An 18,429-nucleotide genomic window follows, 5' to 3' on the forward strand; every position below is an offset into this window, starting at 1 on the left:
TGGTTGCGGTAGCAGTCTCCTTGTGAGTGTCATCCTTAGTGCAGACGCGCTCAGCGGTGCAGGACTTGCCGTCATCTGCCCACTTGTAGGTAGGCTCGCCCCAAACGTGGGTGTGGGTTTCAGGTGTGTCCTTCCAAATTGCAGTCAGCGTCGCCCCGTTGGCAGAAGACCATATAGTTTTTGTGTCTCCCGGTTTGAGATAACTGTCATCCTTACTGAACTGCCACTTATCAAACACCTTATTTGCCGGCGGTGTAAATGTGCAATCCGGAGCGATTAATTCATAATAACCATAGGTGGCTTTTAGAATGAGTGGCTCCATCGTGCCGCTTCCTTCGCCTGCCGCCAAGTTGATCGTGATATAAGAGCGATAGGTCGCTTTCACGCTGACTTCGCCGGCAGGCATTGTGAAGGTGGTGGTTGCGCTGTTTGCGTCCGCAAGGGTGATGCTTGCACTTCCATCCTCTACAACCCATTTATCAAATATCATACCGTCAGAAGCCTTATTTGCGGTCAGGGTAACCTCTGTACCTTCTGCCGCTTTACTGATTTCAGTGCCTGCGCCTACTGTCGCCTTACCATTCGTTACGGCGATTGTGTACTCTGTCGATTCCGCAGTAGTTGTAAACTCTGCATAGTAGTTGATGTAGTCTTTACCATTCGTGTAAAGCGTGCCCGTTTTGGAACCGTTAAAAGTGGCTGTTGGATTATCTGCAAATTCATACCCACTGTCCGGATTCACTATGACATGTACTTTATAAGTTTCTCCCGCTGCAAACGTATCCGATGCAGAAAGCTTAGTTCCATTATGATACCATTCCGTTGTGCCAACACTGACGTTAGCGGTGTTAGAGACTGCGTCCTGCGGCTGAGCCCCTGCGACAGGTTCCGTGATCTTTACGTCTACAGAGTCAATAGGAGCATTTGCAGCAGTAAACTCTGCATAGTAGTTGATGTAGCCTTTACCATTCGTGTAAAGCGTGCCCGTTTTGGAACCGTTAAAAGTGGCTGTTGGATTATCTGCAAATTCATAACCGCTGTCCGGATTCACTATGACATGTACTTTATAAGTTTCACCCACTACAAACGTATCCGATGCAGACATCTCAGTGCCACTATGATACCATTCTGTTTTGCTTACACTGACGTTAGCAGTATTTGAGGTTGCAGTCTCCTGCGGCTTAGCCCCTGCCACAGGCTCTGTGATTGACACGTCCACAGAGTTAAGGATACTATTTCCAGGAGTATACTCTTTCTCGAAAGTAATGGTGCGATTACCTACACCTGGGCGTTCAAAATCCGTGACTGCTGTGGAACCGTTAATAGTGACTGTTAGCGGATCTCCAAAGAAATAATCATTTTTGGTATAAACCGAGACTTGTACTTTATAAGTTTTGCCCGCCTCAAACGTACCTGTTTCAGGAATCACCGCACCGTCGGATGACCACACGGTTGATAACACTTTGGTATTCTCTGGTGTTGAACTTGCAGGCTGCGGCTGAGCGCCTACAACAGGCACAGTGATATTTACATCCACAGCGTCAATACGCTTCGTTCTGACAGTCAACTTCTCTGTCGTACTCGTTACGGATGTTCCGTCAAATACAGAAGTTCCATTGCTGTCTGTATAATAACGGTCTGTGCCCAGCATATCTGACAGATTGAGGTTAGCATCACTTGCATCAATTCCGTCATAGGTGCCGCCGTTCAGAGTAACCTTTGTAGTTGAACATTTATTTACAAGACCATAGGTTTTAATGCTGTCTGCATTAGCCGTTGCATAGAAAGAACCATCTTCAATGGTCAGTTCAGCTAACTGATCAACGATTACTGCATCTATACTATCATAAACCACCGACGCGGAATATCCGGAAAATGTTCCGCTCAGGATTTTCGTCTTGCTTCCACCCGCCAAATACAACGCTCTGCCAAAAGTCGCTCCGTTAGCGTTGCCTACAAGAGTTACATCCTGTATGGTCAGTGAGTGTGAAGCGGCAATGTAGATTACGGCACCAAGGCCACCGCTATTGCCATGTCTATATTCCAAGGTTCCGCTTCCCTTTACATTCAGCTCTGAACGCACGTATAAAAGGCAGTTATTATTACCGTTCATTGGGGCTACAAATGTGTTTGTTCCCTCCACAATCAATGTTTTCGGGGAAGTTTGTTCTATCGCAGCCGCAAGCGTTGACTGAGCAGGAATAATTTCAATTGTTCCCGTCAGCTTCACATAAGTGATTTCTGTGTTTTCCATTGCCGCCTTGAATTCGGCAAAGGTATCGCAGACGACGGGGTCGGCTTCCGTTGCTCCGCTTCCCGTTGTGCCTTCAATACCGCCTGCGCTGTAGGCATACGCCACCTGACCCATGGGCAGCAGTCCCACTACCATCACAAGGGCGAGGAGCATACTCAGCAGCTTATGCGGTTTCATTTTTGCTTTCATAAGCAATTCCTCCTTGTTTCTTTCCGGCATTTTGCCGGGTGATCTGACCGTGTGAATTGATTTATCGGCTCTCCCACACGGCAAAGAGAGCGTCCGCCGTTCTTCATCCGTTCGGAGAACGAAGAAGCGTCAAATACATTCATATCATTCCATCACTCCCGTCCTCCTTACAAAGCATCGATGACCGCCGAAAGATAGGTGGAAGAAACAGAGCCGTAGATGAAATTGTCAACAAGCCCGTCCTTCTTCGCCTGACGCACCTTGTCCGCCAGCTTCTTTTCGGTGTTCTCGTCCACAACCAGTACAATTTTGCAGTCCGGGTTGGTTTTCTTCAGCTCGGCACGGATCTTCATCCGCTCCTCCAGCTTCCACGGCGTGTAGGCTGTGACCTCCATGATCAGAATATTCGCTTCCGTAAAAACGCATAGATCCGTGGTTTTGTCAGGGCTTTCACTTTGCTGTACCTCAAAGCCCGGATCAAAGTTCCGCAGAGCCGTTGCAATGGCGTCGGCAAACAAAGCATTTTGCATATCAACAACAACTCTCCGCATGAAATCACCTCCGATTCAGAATTGAAAATCGACAACGCAGATTTATACCGTGATCATCGTAGCAGGTTTTTTTCGTTTGCACACTGTCCCTAAGTACAGGTTCGGTCACTTTTTTCAAAAAAATTTTCGAAAAATACTGAAAAAACACCCGGCTCCAAAGGGAGCCGGGATAGACGGAACAGGTTCCGGTTATTCGGTTTTGGAAAACGCCTGTTCTTCCGGGAGGTTCGGAACGATGAATTTCTTGTTTGTTACCGCAATGGCCAGCCGGGTCCTGTTGGCATATCCGGTTTTTGATAAAATGTTGGAAACATGGTATTTGACGGTTCTTTCCGAAACAGCCAGCTTGCCGGCGATCTCATCGTATTCCAAGCCGTCGCAGATCAGCCGCAGTACCTCGATCTCCTTTGCCGTCAGCTCCGTGCTTTCCACCAGGCCCAATTGAACCTTCGGCGTTTCGTTGGGGAAAAGACGCTCCCCCGCCATGGTCCGGTCGATCACGTCGATCAGCGCTTCCGGGCTGATATCCTTATACCAGAAGCTGTCCACCCCGGCGGCTTTGGCCCGTTCCAGGTAGCTCACCTCAACCATGGAGGTGACAATGATGATCTTGATATTCGGAAACTTCGCCTTGATCTCTGCGGCAGCTTCAATGCCGTCTTTACTCCCCGAAGTGCAGACATCCATCAAAATCAGGTCAATGTGCTGCTGTCCGCATTTCAAAATAGCAACATCCGCCCCGTTGAGACTGCCGGCCAGCTCATATCTGCCGCTGTCGGAAAGCGTCCGCTCCATGTTTTCACGGGGCATCCGCTGATCCTCCACAATAAGAACCCGTTTCATTCTCTACCCTCCTGTATCGCCGGGAGAACCACGGTGAGCGCAAAGCCCGGCTTCGACTGTATTTCCATCGTGCCGCCGCAACCCATGATATGGCGGTATAGGTTGAGAAGTCCGCCCTTGGGAACGACCTCAGTTTCGGGAGGTTTTCCGTCGTTTGTGATCTGCATGGATACGCTGTCTCCCTTTTGCTCCACCGTGATCTGTATGGTTGTTGCTCCGGCATGACGCACGCTGTTTGTCAGACATTCCCGCATGGCAAGGATCATCACCCGCCGAAGCTCCTCCTGCTCAGGCAACTCTCCGGACAAATTTACGGTTATGCCGATGGCCCCGGCATCCTGCAGGAATCTGTCCAGCTCGCTGTGCCCCCTCGGATCGGCATTATCGTATTTGATGGCGCTGACAGCACGGCGGAACAGATCCATGGCATTGGCCGCTTCCTCCGTTTGGTTGTTGTGAAGAATGTGCCGTATGGCGATCAGCCCCGCTCCCATATCGTCATGCAGTTTCGTCTTGGCGGACAGCACTTCCTTTTCTCTTGTCAGGATCAGAGCATTGTCAGAAAGCCATTTGAGTTCCCGGGAAATGGCATTCAGCCGCTTGATCTGCGCTTTCAGCTCCAGACTCTTATGATACAGCTCCGTGACATCCGAAAAGATGGCTTCCGTATACACGACGCCGTCTGACGCTTTCACCTCGGTCTGCCGATAACTCCAGGCTTTGCCGTCAGGGAAAAGATAGGTCTGCATCTCCTGAGAGAGCCGGATCACGCCGCTGCACGCGTCGCAGCCGGACAGTGCGTCCCGCAGTTCCGCAAGCGTCTGGAGATCACACTGTGAGATCGAGCGGAACAGAGAATCCATTTGCCGGTTGCACAGCTTCACGCTCCCGGAGGGCGTGAAATAGCAGATACCGCTTGGCAGCATATCCAGAGCCTGTTTGATGGAATCGCGGCTGAGCGCCTGCTTTCCTTGTCTCCGCAGCCCTGCCATATCCCATAGCAGCAGAAGATCTGCCGCAAATGTCATGCCCCATAAAAGCCACATAGGCAGAGGCAGCCATGTCCTGTACGCCAGTCCTTCGGTCATCCGGGAAAAAGCATCCGCCAACACGGACAATAAGATCAGAAAGAACAGAAATACGGACAGACGCAGAATACTTTTCCGTTTGTCACGCTGTCTGCCGTAAGCCTCAAGCATCAGGAAAAGGGAGAAAATCAGGGTGAGGAACAGGGCGACCAGCAGCGTCGTCTGTGCCGGAGCAGAAGAAAGATAAAAATTCCTCATGCCGGTTCACCCGCCTTTCCGATCCGCAGAGAAAAGCGCCATACGCCTTCCTCACAGGCGCAGGTGTCGGCAAGAGCGGACAGCGTCGACAAATCGGCTTTGCTTTCCGCCTGCAAGTAAAAGATGACAGCATCTTCCAGACTGCGGGCTTTCAGCCAGACAAAACGAAGGTCATCCATGGCCGCTTCCGCCATGGCTTCGAAAAAGTCATAGACACGGATCGCGTCACGGGTATCAATGCTGTTTTTGCCCGGAATATCAATGGCACACTCCACACCCATCAGCTCCAGATTGGCAAAGGATTCCTTCAGACAGGCTGACAGTTCGGCGGTATCTGTTACATTGGATTTTTCACCGATAAACATCAGATTACCCCGGCGTTTTATGTAGGCGCCGATCACCGCCGCTTTGGCCAGCAGACTGCGGCGAATCTCCGGGTCGGTTTCCGCCTCATTTTGCGTCAGCAGCTGATCCAGCAGCTCAATCTGATGGGCGGTTTGTGCCTGCAGCCGGTCATAGAGCCGGTTCTTTTCCCGGACTGCATTGATCTTTACCTTGGTTTTGTAGTTTTCCTGCTCCACATCATTGCTTTCCGAGATCGTTTTCCGGTTTTCCTCCAGCTTTTCCAGCAGAGCGGTAATGTCTGTAATATCCTCCTGCCACATAACATGGCCGCCATTGATCTTACTGCTTCTGAGCAGCGTGTTGTGATCCAGCTTTGCCGCCTCGCTCTCCGCCGAGCGCATTATTTCCGCCGAAAGCTTAGGTGTGTTTGAAGAAGCATAACGGGTATCATAGTCCGTATCAACGATCTGCGCACCGATGGAGCCTGCTTCAAACAGCGCCTGGTAACCGGTGTTGGTCTGTATAAGCCCGCACTGAATACAGCATTCCAAGATTCCGGTGAACATCAGGCACTGCGCTGCCGTGATGTCTCCGCCGATCAACTGCATCCATTCCACGCCGCTGACATATATAAAGGCATATACGATAGAACATGCCAGCAGCAAAAACGGCAGATATTTTTTCCTATATGAGAGCCGACACTTGATTATCATAATAACAAATGCCGCTAAAGCGCAAAGGATCTCCCACCCGATCACGAAAAAATATCCGAATGAATAACTCATGTTATCGTCCGTCCATACCTCTCCTTCGGGGAAGGAAAAGACAAGCTGATGGAGATCATTTGTAAGCACCAGCAGCAGACAAAGAACCGTGGGAATAGATAATAACAGCAGCGCCGTTTTCGACAGCCTTGCGTTCTCGGGCTTGCCCAGTGAGATGGCCACAAACAAAGAAAACAGCGGGATAAACAGCATTGGCAGGTAGTACCAATACCACAGCTGCCGTGCTATTCCGATATCGGTTATAAAAAAGTATCTCATTGAACGGATCACAAACCAAAAAACCATTAAGCCGGAAACGGCAATCAGACAATGGCGCACCTGTACCTGAATGATCCGTTTGCTGACGGAAATTCCCCATCCGATATAAAGGGCGATATAGATCAGCGAGCGGAGGATCCCACCCGGAACTTTCAAGATATCAAACTTTCCCAAAACCCGTAAGGCAATCGCAAAGAAAACCATTACAGCTACAAGAAAGCCTGTTTTGTGATTCTGTTTCGTCATGCGGGACCTCCTTTCTGATCGACAGAATCATACAAAATATATTATACGAATATCCGCAATTTTTCAAGAATCTGGCGTGAATTGTTCTTGAGCTCTGGAGTGCCGACTTCATTACGCAAAGGCTTTTTTAGGCCGGGGTTATGCAGTACGGCGGTGCTGCGAAGCAGATGTCATGCAACCATGTAAACAGCGGCGGGCATTGTCCTGCGCTCTTACAAATCATTTATTCAGGTTGATTTAAACAGAAATAGCGGGAGCGCATCGTATAAAATGCACTCCCGCTGTAATTTCATCGTTCCCAACTGTCTCGGCTTTTCTTCTTGTTCTGTTTCTGCTGATGTTGCTTCTGAAACAGACGTTCACGGATGGAGCGTGTCTCCGCTTCCTCAACTACATCCACTTCTATAATCATCAGCGTACTATTTCGAGGCGTCTACTATAATAAGAAACGTAACAAATGGATTGCTCAGATCATGTTTAAACGGAAGTGTTACTACCTTGGCGGATTCGAAAAGATTGAGGACGCAGTAAAGGCGCGGGCAAGAGGGGAAGAAATGTTTGACAACTTTCTGGACTGGTATTATGGACAAAGAAAAACTTTTGGAGGTGATATACTTGCGATCAATCATAAATCTACTCATGCGATACATGGAAACCTGCCCCTTTGACACTGGCGATTCGGATTGCCAGACTGTGCTGGATCAGCTATTTTGGGTCTACAGAGACTCCCACGAATCCGATCCGCCAGAGATCCGGAACAGCTTCCGGGAACTGGATGCCCTACTGAGGCATCTGCCGCTGGATGACAACAATGCGGTCTTCAATCTATGCTGCAGTCTCTGTACGGCATATGAGTACAAGGCTTTCATCGACGGATTCCATTACGGCGTACAGCTAATAATGCAGTTGGACAAAAAGTAATATTTTCACAAAAAAGCACCTTGCTAAGATTACTTCCTTGGCAGGTGCTTTTTGCATTTTTTACAAAATCTCTCTAATTTCCCGTGCGATATTTATGTGAATATCTAGCAATTAGTCAAACTGTGTGGTAGAATATATTTTAGTAGATTATATCTAAGCTAGGATAGAGAATCCTTTACCGGTATAGTCTTACATACTATGAAAGGTGTGATTTCGAGGCAAAATTCGTTTTTTGACAATACACATAAATAAACAGAGAAAGAAGGGTAATTAGTATGGGCGATTATTTAGGCTTTATTACAATTAGAAATCGGTATGTAAATTTCAAACCACTATTCGAATACGTTGATGACGAATTTCGTCGTATGACCTCATATGATCGGCAAGCACTTCTGCCTGAATCACAATTTGAGGATATAAACTTTTACTGCGAAGACGGCCACGACGAGGATTTTTTCGTAGATGGAGAATACTGTTTACTGACCCTAGAAGACGAAGATTTAGAGGACAATTTTTCCTACGGAGTCAGAAACCCAACCGGCTACAAGATTAACATTTCACCCAAAATGGATAACGGCGAAATCCGTTCTCTCAGTGAAGTGAACCGCTATCTTCTGTTAACCAAGTCAAGATATGACGGTTCGTACAAAGCAAATCCCAAACTGATTATCAAGGATTCCTGTGTTTATGCTGGACTCAAGGTAGTTATTCTTGATGAGGATAACTCCAACACTGTTATAGGTCCGTTTACCGTTGAACAATCTGATGGCGACGATGCACCATTTATTCGCACGGGACTTCAAACGCAAAAATATATCCTTTGGGGATACAAGTACCCTACGCATTTGGATCAGTATGGCATTAGTCTCGGTCGCTACGGAGATCAACGCACATATATAAAAGTTAACGATACTGTATGCACTCGAATTCCAATTGATGTTATTACAAAAGCTCAATTGTTGACCGCATTTCGAGATGCAATTGGCCAAGAGTATTTTGTCGACGGAAAAATTGACTTGTCACAGATTGATGCTTTATTGAAGGCCCAGGAAAGCTCGTTGTTTGTAGGGGAGCAAATTCCCGAATCTGTGCGAACAGCACGTTTTGAAACTCTCAGTAATCTACTTACAGATGAGGAGAATTTGAACGAAACCTTTGGATTCATATCTTCGACGATTACTTCTCTTTTAGAAAAATATCAGGGAGATCCGCAGTACAATCACTTGGTTGAAAGATTGGCCAACGATTCTGATTTTATGTCCAGGATTCAACGGTTCCATATTATTTCGGAGAAAATAAAAGCCGAGGAATCCAAACTGCGTGAACTCAGTGACCAGGTAGATGCCCTTCAGCAGCAATTGGCACAACAGCCCCAAAGGGAATATGCAGAAGGCTTGCTTGCGGAATACGAAGATAAAATCCAAGAACTACGCAAGGAGAAATCTGCACTGGAAGCAGAAATCACCTCCCTATTAGCTTCGCATAAAGAATTCAGTACTCTTGCTGAGCTTGAGCAACAGGTTTCCCATAGAAAGTTAGAGCTGCGAGATATCGAAAGGGATACAGATGCCCTCGATAGAAAATTAGGGCGAATCTTCGACGATGCCGCAGAAAAGGCTGCTAACTTTGCCTTTGACGGAATGCTCTTCAATAAGATGCTCCGCAAAGCAGCAGAATGGGAAAATGCCCAAAATGCTGCAGACTATAGCACTAAAGAAACTGCATTCATGCAGATTCCTCTTTCTAGCGCAACCGGAGCAGACTTGATTGATCATTTGGTTGCAGAAATCCAAGCTGTGCGCCCTAACTATGACCGCAACACAATTCTGAATATCTTGATCTGTTATACGCAGGGCTTCCTTACTGTTTTCTCGGGAGAACCAGGCACAGGTAAAACTTCAATCTGTAAAATTCTGGCATCTGTGTTGGGACTGTCAGTACCCGAAAAAACACTTCCTGCCTTTGCGGATGGATATGTTCCCACTCGCTTTATTCCTGTTTCTGTCGAGAAGGGTTGGACGACCAAGCGTGATTTTATTGGCTATTATAACCCCCTCACAAAGTCCTTTGATCGCAGCAATAGAAGAATATTTGATGCGTTAAATATCCTTGATATCGAGGCAAGAGGGACTGGGGCAGATTTGCCTTTTGCTATTCTTTTGGATGAGGCAAATCTTAGCCCGATGGAGTATTACTGGGCTGACTATATGAACCTGTGTGATGAACTGGACTCCAATAGTGTCATCAATTTGGGAGATAATTTCTGCTTCAGAGTTCCGACGAATCTAAGATTTGTTGCTACAATTAACAATGATGATACTACTGAATCGCTGTCTCCTCGTTTGATTGACAGAGCGTGGATCATTAGATTGCCCAAGGCCCGTTCGGGAACGGCAAAACCCGTCAAGATCCGGACATCTGGCGATATGATTCCTTGGAGTGCTTTGGTTCATACCTTTGGCACATCCGAACAGAATTATACAGAAATGAGTGGTGTTGCCAAGAGTATTTATGAAGAACTACTCGGTAAGTGCAGAACAGCCAAGATTAATGTCAGCACACGTGTGGACAATGCCATTCGTATGTATTGGTCTGCTGCTCAACGGCTTTTTGAGTCTTCTGCTGATACAGATGCTTCTATTTCTGCGTTGGATTATGCTGTTGCACAGAGAATTCTCCCGCATATTGACGGCAGTGGTGTGAACTTTGGTGAACGGTTAAAGGAAATCCAACAATTTTGCAGTGACAAAAATTTGCGTCTTTCTGCAGAGATTTTACAAGAGATTATTCATACAGGTATCAACTCCATGCAGTATTATCATTTCTTCGCATAGGAGTATGAATTATGAATGAATTAATCTTGCGGCTTTTGCCGGATCATGGTGATCCGCAGGATCTGGTTCTTTTAGATCATCAAACAGAAAATTCGATACTCGATACAGCAAAGCTATCCACATCGTTTGTATTCTGTGACCATAAATATCATGCACAACTGGTAAACCTGAATGAGCCTATCGAAAATTTAAGATTCTTCGTTAACGGAGAACCTGTCCGCATTAATTATTCATCAGATAGTGGGGATATTACCTTTTTTGATGAATCATTTGGTGCACGAATTTTCCAGGAATGCTATGGCTTTGTGCAGATTACTGTTATCTACAACGATGCTAGTGGCAACCAACACTTCCGAGATACGGAATATATTCAAGTCATGGTACGGAAAGGTCGCCAAAATGACTCGGTCCGTCGCATCACTGAATATGTATACACCCAAAATGCTGAATTGCTTTACGGAAAGTCTTTGCCTCGGGAAACTGCTGGATTAAGAGAAAACGCAAAAAAGACCCTCGAGTCTCGAATTCTTCTGCTTGAACGCATTGCAGTTGTTTATGAAGAAAATTATCGTTATTTCAAAATAAACTGCAGATTTAAAACAATCCCTCACGAACGAGTGGATCATTTTGAAAAACTGCAGTATGTTTCTAATAATACACTGCAATATATTGCTCAGCATCCAGAAGAACTTCAGCCTGTTCACTATTCTACCGGCATAAAGGTTGGCCGTAACTTCTACCAACCTAACAAAACATTGATAACAGATAGTGTCAAATCTTTTGACATATACGAAAACCAAGTTGTTGTCGGATTTTTGATGCATCTTAACACTGAAATAAAAAGAATTGAGCAAGAACTAATTTCCATCACTGCTAGTGTTCCGCAACAAGTTTTTGAAACGGATGACTACATTACTTCTTCTTATTTCATATACGCCAATACAATCGCCGCCCTGAAAATTATATTGACGGATGTCGAAAAGTTGAGGCAAAAATACGAACATCTGTGTATTTCGTATTCTGCTATCCTTCCAATAAAAACCATTCCCATTACCGGAATACCCCGATTTACACATCTTTTTAAATCTGTACAGCAGTACCATCAGATTTATCAGTGTGCAATTTCTTGGTTCTCGATGGGTGCGTTTTCTTTGAGTGAGGAAAACTTTATGCTTTCGTTCATAAAAATGAGCGCTTTGTATGAAGTATATGTACTAGCTAAGATGATCGCCTTTTTTAAATCAGCGGGATTTGAAGTTGCAGATACAAATCGGCTATTGTATCCCGTATCTGCATCATCTCGATTCCGCAATGCACATTGCAATAATGTATATGTGTTGAGAAAAGGAAGCAGTACGGTAACGCTTTACTATCAGCCGGTTATATACAGCACCGATATGAGTTCTTTCAGCGGTGTTGGCTTATACCGAAATACTGCAATTTCTTTTCCTGATGCTGATGCCGGAAGCATAATTCAGAGGAGAACTCAAGATTACAATCCGATGTATACACCTGATTTCTTGTTGAAATATGAGTCTGAAGATACTGAAGGCGCTCGATATCTTATTGCAGACGCAAAGTTTAGCACGGTTAAAACTGTAAAAACACATCAAGTGGCAAAATTGGCATATAAATATTTATTCTCAATTTCGCCTATTTCTGCATCAGATTCCGTTGTAGGACTGTGTGTGTTTAATGGTCAGTCGAATGTTGATGATGATAAAATGCACAATATTTATGATTTCGAACTGGCTAATACAATCTCCCCTAAGGCCGAAATCGTAACGTTGACCGAGAATTCTATTGATAATCGTGCGCTGCATGAGGTGCTGTTACACAATTCGATAGGGTTGTATGTAAGCTATCCTCCTCGCAGAACTATGCTGTTGCCACAACTGGGTTCTATACCGGAAACTTCTCGTAGGCCGCAGCTAGAGGAGGAATCTCATACGCCCGCCGTATCTATCGGCAATACACCTACTGCGCCAGCAGAACCTCCAGCTGAGTTACATGCACCTTCTGTACATGATTCGGTGGTATCCGATTTACCGGAAGTTCCTAACCCTTCTATTGAAATTCCTGTTGAAACTGGCTCTTCGCCCCCACAAAAGCAGGCTTCAAAAAAGAAGAAGGGGAAAACTGAAAACAATCCAATGCTGATGAATATTGCAATTCTCAAGCTGGATAAGAATACTGCTACTAGACTTCAGGAAGCAGGAATCACAACTATTGGTGATTTAGTTCCAAACCGTAGTAAGCACGATCTTGCTGATAATCCTCTTTTAAATCGCAAACTTAGGCGCGAAATCGAGGCTCGGCTCAAGGCATTGAAAGTGACATTGAGTGCAAACCCAAAGCCAAAAGCACAAATCAAAACGACTCCTATTGTCCAAATTCCGCCCTTACCCCAGGGAGATCTGAAAATTGGTGAGTTTGTACGTTTGGCTCTGCTAAATTTGAGTGCAAGTGGTTACGAGTTCAACCCCGAAGAAATCGATGAAATGTGCTCCTCGGAATGGTCCGTCAAAACATTCCATACGAAACACACATTTATGAAACGCTATACACCAGGATTGTCTGATAACAAGGGACAAGATGGCTATGTTCGTTACTGGAGTGAACCATTTTCTTTTGGTGGAGTTCAAGTGTTGATTTCCAAGGAATGGTTTGAGGGGAATCAGCGCAATTACTTTATAAGCTGGTATAGCTCTCTAAGCTAAACCTCAAGAACCATTCCAATTGCACCATTACGATCCACGTAAACAGCAAAAGACCACACTAAAGGTTTTACCCTTTGGTGTGGTCTTTACTCGTTGTACCGCCCGAAAAGAATCAGATGAAATTAGTTTGTTGTACTAATCCCTAACCGCAACTCCCGTTGGAGCATTTCTTTTGTTTCAACCATTTGTCCAGATATTCCGGCAGGCTGTCCAAATGCATTTCACTGCGATTTTCAGCAAAGTAGTCCAGAATGTTGTCTGATTGGCTGATCTCATGGGTCAGCTCGTCTGTTGTTTTCATGTGGCTTTCACCTCCAACCACGATACTACGCTCATTATAGCACAAAAAGGTTAGCTGCCAGCTAACCTTTTCTGATTTTGTCCCTGCTATGATATGGAAAGAAGCCCCCAATAAAATATGAAAAGGAAAGAGGAAATCAAATGATCTCTGCTGTGCTTTCTGTTGTAATTGTCAATATTGCTTATAAGCTCTACGCCAAGCTGATTGGTGCGGATGTGATGTTCTTCAGTGGGAAAAAGAAGCTGGCGGCATACGTTGTGCTGTGGGCGCTTCTCTTTGCTACAATCGGAATCTAAATCACTGCAGCGGGGTTTCCTTCGCCGCAGTGATCTTAATCCACTTTCATCAAGAACAGTTTCAACACTTCCTCGGCCAGTTTCAATTCTCTGTCTGTGCAACGGGAAAGCAGCTCTTGTACACCGGATGTGTCCCCCGGTTCATAACCGGAACCGTGAATAATATATTCCATTGGAAGGTGCATGGATTGAGACAGCTTAATGAGTGTGTCGATGGACATTTGCGAGGTGCCAACTTCAAGCTGACCGTAATACCCTGTTCCAATGTCCGCCAGCTCAGCCATCTTTTCGCGGGTCAGTCCCAATTCCTGCCGCCGTTGCCGCAAACGCTGGCCTATTTCAATCAGCTGTTGCTTTTCCATTACGCCTTACCACCTCTTTTTCGTTATTGTAATATGAGAATAGACGTGGTAGAATATGTTATAAGATATCTAAAAATAATACTTATAAAAGTAGGTGGGGCAGATAATATGAGTTATATATGTAAAAAATGTGGAAACGAACTGACGGATGATGCTTTATTTTGCAGCAGATGCGGGGAGAAGGTCACGATTACGGCACCGAAATGCCCTAACTGCGGGCGAGAACTCTCAGAATATGCGAAATTCTGTGCATTTTGCGGAACTAAAATCTGCGGTGACAGCCAGCCTCTTTCGGAGCAGTCCTCGGAGCACACGGCTGAACAACCTGAAGGAGCACTTTTGCCTGATTTTGAGCCAGCAGTGGAAGAACAGACTGACCACAGCAAGGATACCATTGATTCCCAGTCCGAATCAACACAGCAGTTAGACATTTATAAGCAGCTCAAGAGCTATGAGCAGGCGGGAAAGGATAATACCGTAGAATATTATGAGTTGCTGAAAAAAGAGAAGAAAGCTTACTTCTGGAACAAACTGATTGGATTTATTGCCGCGATTATGGCCTGTTGCCTTGTGCCAATTCTGTTTAGCGAGGGCGGAATTGGAAGCAAACTATTGAAGATCACCGTGCTCGGCTTCGCATTTACAATTCCCATGTTTTTATGTTCTTCAAGAATTCAAAAGCTAACAGGGATTAAAGTAGGTATTTCATTATCAAGCCTGTTTGCCAACAAGACCAAGGATGAGGAAACTGCGGAAGAAAAAGAGATCGATGCGGGAATGGATTATTTCATCCGCTGTGTGAAAGGGCGCCATCCGGGTGCGGATCGGACTGTCAGGATCCTGATGGTTGTTGCGACTGTGATTGCAATCGTTTGTTTTGTCATTTGTATTGGCGCGGAAATCAATTTCTGGGAGTCCCTCCAGCTTGCGCTAATGCTTCTATATTCCATTGCCGCTGTAATTTATGGAATTTGGACCTTCAAATTTGCCATTATTCTTATTTTGCTCGCAATCGGAGCCATTCTTTCTCTATTTTCCGATGACAAGGGCATATCTTCTTATCCGATTAACACAGAAACATCGCAGGCCGTATCATCACAGGCCGAAGATACCTGCGTTACAATTAGCGGCGCAAGGTTGGACGAATACAACGGAAAGGAAGCAATCGTTGTTTCCTACTCCTGGACAAATACAACCAATTCCAAAACCAGCGCCATCTATAATGTAGCAATTCATGCGTACCAGAACGATATCGAACTGGAGAAAGCCTATTTTACAGATGCTGATGATGAACTCTTGTCGAGAAATATAAAACCGGGTGTCACAGTTGATTTGAAAGAAGCGTTCTATTTGGACGATCCGGATGCTGATATTCTGGTAGAAGCAACACCGTGGATTGCACTGGATGGTGAAGTTTACATCAGCGAAACATTTACCAGAAGCACAGAACAAGCAAGCGAAAGTGACAATGATCGGCCATCATGGGAATATGACGATTATGTTCGTTACTACGGCGTTGATCCAGCTGACTATGGATACATGTGGTACAATGAAATAAGGAGCGGTCCTCTGGACGAATTCTTTGAGTATGCAATGGAAGCTATCTACGGAGAATCCAATACCTCAACCTCTCGCCTTTACGACATAAGTAATCCATACGAAGCATATTTGACACCGGATGACTTCATTGGAACATGGCGAACAGATGGCGGCATCATATTCACAATTCAGTATACGGATGGTGAGTACTCAATAGATTTGTCAGAAAATGAAGGACTTGGGATTCTTGGAGGTTGGTTTTCTGAGAAACTCTACAATGTAGAGGGAACCTTTTGCGGGCTAGCCGGTTCGAATGGGGTAACAGAATTTTCCGTTTCTTATGAATATGGCAGTGAGCCCCCTATAGATTCATGGCTTACCCTTATACTCGTAGATAGCGCTGGCCAAGAAATCTATGACTATGTTCCTCTCATTAGCAATTAGAAAGTTTTTCTCACCTATATTTTTGCTTAGAAATGCCGAAATGTGAGATAGAATACAGGTGGCTAGATAACACAGTCAAAAGATAATCCTCCGGAATCCATTGAAATAACAGGGATTCCGGGGGATGCAGCAAATGTCGGAGAACTACCTGAAAAGCGGCACAATGTACTCCTAAGCGGAAGAAACGTATCTTGTCTATCAAAATATAACGTCCTCGATTCACTTTGGAATCGAGGGCGTTGTTTTTGGTTAAGCGCTAGCACCTATGGCACACAAAAATGCAAATTTACTGTCACAAAAGCGAGATTCATTGCGATAATTGTCAGGCAATGATATAATTGTAAAAAAAGACATTATAAGTGCCGAATTGAGGAGGCAAGTCGCAAATGAAAATTGCAAACTTACAAATACAAAAGTTTAGGTCAATAGACAACGCGACGATTACAATTGAACAAATATTAGCTGTTGTAGGTGCTAACAATGCGGGCAAGTCTCATTTTCTACGTGCACTAAATGCTTTTTTTAATTACAATGATGAAAAAGAATCATTTCTAAGCCAAGACCATGTATATAGTCTTCGTTCTCGTCCAAAGATTACAGTAACTTTCACTGACATCCAGCCCGAGGATCAGATAAACCCTGATTATATTTACGACGATTCCCTTACAATACGTTTTACGTACAGATGGGATAGAAAAACTCCTTCTTATGATATTATTAAAGCACATCATGCACAAACAATTAGTGTTGACCAATTTGAATCCCTAATTAGCCATTTTCGTTATATATACGTTCCGATTGTTAGAAATTACGAAAGTGCAATTTCTGGAGACGGGGGCATAGCATATGGTCTTTTAAAATCTATATTCCAGCATCAAGTTGCCAATAGAAATACTATTCAGCCTTTGGTTGATCGCTTAACCGACAAGATAAAAAATACAGTTTTCAAGTCAGCTCTTAATAGCATAAAGCAGTATTATCCATTAGGAAATGCAGACTTCGCTATACAAGCTGTGAATAACGAAGTTGTGGATTTGATCCTCCGCTCAGTTTCCTTGTTTTTGTCTGAAAATACTCAAAGCAATGAAATTAACAACTGCGGAAGTGGAATTCAAAGTGCAGTATATTTTGCGATTTCTATGGCAGTAGCAATTGAGGATAATATAAACTATTTAGTTGGCATAGAAGAGCCAGAACTCAATATGCATCCACAAGCACAGCGGCAACTTATTGAAACATTAAAAAATCCAACGAAGTATCCTAAAACTCAATTTATTTTAACAACTCATTCGACTGTTATAATCGATAAACTTGGCCACACGTCAATAGTATTATGTCGCAAGAGCAAAGTTCCTGGCAGAGACGTTGTCACAACAGCAACACAAATTTTGCCGAATTTTTGGGAGAAATATAGTTTCAGCCAAGAGCGATATTACAATTTTTACCAATACAAAAACAGCGATTTCTTTTTTAGCAATTACATCATCATAACAGAGAGTCCTACTGACTGTAATATTATTGCTGCGTTGCTTTCGAAATGTAATATTGATATAGAAACTAGAGCAATATCTTTAATACCTGCTGATGGAGAAAAAAGCATTAAGTATCCATATGCTCTGGCAAAGGAACTTGGGATTCCTTTTATCTGCATTGTTGATAGGGATGTATTCCTGCCATATTCAGAGAATAGTCGAAAAGAAAGTTTAGGGGAAGATGGAATACCGCAATACCGTCCCGTCAAAAAGGAATCTTCACCAATCTATGATTTATTGAAGCAACATGATTTAGATCAGGTCGTTAATTCTTTCATAAATAATAAATATGATGAAGTACTAGAACTACTGCATCCGTATCATATCGTATGTATGCGGTATGCAATTGAAGTTGATTTAGCGGTATGCACCTCATATTGCAACGCGATTTGTGATGTCCTTGAATTACCTGAAGAAAACAAAACCACAGCGTTTTTACTGAAAAAAAGAAGCAATCGCATTAAGGATTATGATGTGATCACTGCTACTTTTAATATGGTGCCAACAAAGAATCTTCCCAAATCTTACAAACGGATTATCGCCTGTGTAAGAGAAATGATTAGAAACAACACATGAATATGGTCTATCCTGTAACCCTGTTTAACCTTTGAGATGGCAGCCTGAATAGTAATCAGACGGGCAATAGATTTGTGGTGCCCGTGGTGCTGGAATGGTGCCAGATGCTCATGTGACTCGTATAATATCAATCTTTGTGAAAAAGTG

Annotated in this window: 12 protein-coding genes; 5 read left to right on the forward strand and 7 right to left on the reverse strand. The window is 44.4% G+C overall.

From position 1 onward, the window contains the following. The 5 genes from I6E42_RS10520 to I6E42_RS10540 form a co-directional block, all read right to left on the reverse strand. Positions 1–2,443 (reverse strand): InlB B-repeat-containing protein (locus I6E42_RS10520; RefSeq protein ID WP_412761306.1); only part of this gene is annotated, 2,443 nt, incomplete at its 3' end. Between the two features lie 167 nt (positions 2,444–2,610). Then, positions 2,611–2,994, reverse strand: coding sequence for a hypothetical protein (locus I6E42_RS10525; RefSeq protein ID WP_235371897.1), 384 nt, complete (start codon positions 2,992–2,994; stop codon positions 2,611–2,613). 189 nt (positions 2,995–3,183) lie between these two features. Further along, positions 3,184–3,837 carry a response regulator transcription factor gene (locus I6E42_RS10530; RefSeq protein ID WP_235371898.1) on the reverse strand — a complete coding sequence of 218 codons (654 nt, stop codon included), beginning with the start codon at positions 3,835–3,837 and terminating at the stop codon, positions 3,184–3,186. Beyond that, positions 3,834–5,123, reverse strand: coding sequence for a sensor histidine kinase (locus I6E42_RS10535; protein WP_235371899.1), 1,290 nt, complete (start codon positions 5,121–5,123; stop codon positions 3,834–3,836). The genes I6E42_RS10530 and I6E42_RS10535 overlap by 4 nt, the downstream gene beginning before the upstream one ends. Beyond that, on the reverse strand, positions 5,120–6,757 hold the full coding sequence (locus I6E42_RS10540; RefSeq protein ID WP_235371900.1) for a histidine kinase N-terminal 7TM domain-containing protein: 1,638 nt from the start codon (positions 6,755–6,757) through the stop codon (positions 5,120–5,122). Before I6E42_RS10540 ends, I6E42_RS10535 begins: the two co-directional genes overlap by 4 nt. Before the next feature lie 1,196 nt (positions 6,758–7,953). On the opposite strand from I6E42_RS10540, the gene I6E42_RS10545 reads away from it, so the two are divergent. Together I6E42_RS10545 and I6E42_RS10550 are read left to right on the forward strand one after the other, a co-directional pair. Further along, the gene (locus tag I6E42_RS10545; RefSeq protein WP_235371901.1) at positions 7,954–10,512 is read left to right on the forward strand and encodes a hypothetical protein; all 2,559 of its coding nucleotides are present in this window, start codon (positions 7,954–7,956) and stop codon (positions 10,510–10,512) included. Positions 10,513–10,523: 11 nt separating this feature from the next. Continuing rightward, positions 10,524–13,232, forward strand: coding sequence for a hypothetical protein (locus I6E42_RS10550; protein WP_235371902.1), 2,709 nt, complete (start codon positions 10,524–10,526; stop codon positions 13,230–13,232). A gap of 142 nt (positions 13,233–13,374) precedes the next feature. Here the strand turns inward: I6E42_RS10550 and I6E42_RS10555 are convergent, their stop codons facing one another. Then, a complete protein-coding gene (locus tag I6E42_RS10555; protein ID WP_235371903.1) occupies positions 13,375–13,533 on the reverse strand; it encodes a hypothetical protein in 159 nt (52 codons plus the stop codon). Positions 13,534–13,673: 140 nt separating this feature from the next. Here I6E42_RS10555 and I6E42_RS10560 point away from each other — a divergent pair, with 140 nt between their 5' ends. Next, positions 13,674–13,829 (forward strand): hypothetical protein, encoded by a 156-nt coding sequence (locus tag I6E42_RS10560; RefSeq protein ID WP_235371904.1) that lies wholly within the window; start codon positions 13,674–13,676, stop codon positions 13,827–13,829. A gap of 35 nt (positions 13,830–13,864) precedes the next feature. Here the strand turns inward: I6E42_RS10560 and I6E42_RS10565 are convergent, their stop codons facing one another. Continuing rightward, complete coding sequence (locus I6E42_RS10565; RefSeq protein ID WP_235371905.1) at positions 13,865–14,191, reverse strand: helix-turn-helix domain-containing protein; 327 nt, start codon at positions 14,189–14,191, stop codon at positions 13,865–13,867. A gap of 45 nt (positions 14,192–14,236) precedes the next feature. Here I6E42_RS10565 and I6E42_RS10570 point away from each other — a divergent pair, with 45 nt between their 5' ends. Then, on the forward strand, positions 14,237–16,174 hold the full coding sequence (locus I6E42_RS10570; protein WP_235371906.1) for a DUF5067 domain-containing protein: 1,938 nt from the start codon (positions 14,237–14,239) through the stop codon (positions 16,172–16,174). A gap of 386 nt (positions 16,175–16,560) precedes the next feature. Then, a complete protein-coding gene (locus I6E42_RS10575) occupies positions 16,561–18,282 on the forward strand; it encodes an ATP-dependent nuclease (protein WP_235371907.1) in 1,722 nt (573 codons plus the stop codon). Positions 18,283–18,429: the final 147 nt, after the last annotated feature.

This window comes from Pseudoflavonifractor phocaeensis, from assembly GCF_021531815.1.
GTDB classification, from domain to species: domain Bacteria; phylum Bacillota; class Clostridia; order Oscillospirales; family Oscillospiraceae; genus Lawsonibacter; species Lawsonibacter phocaeensis_A.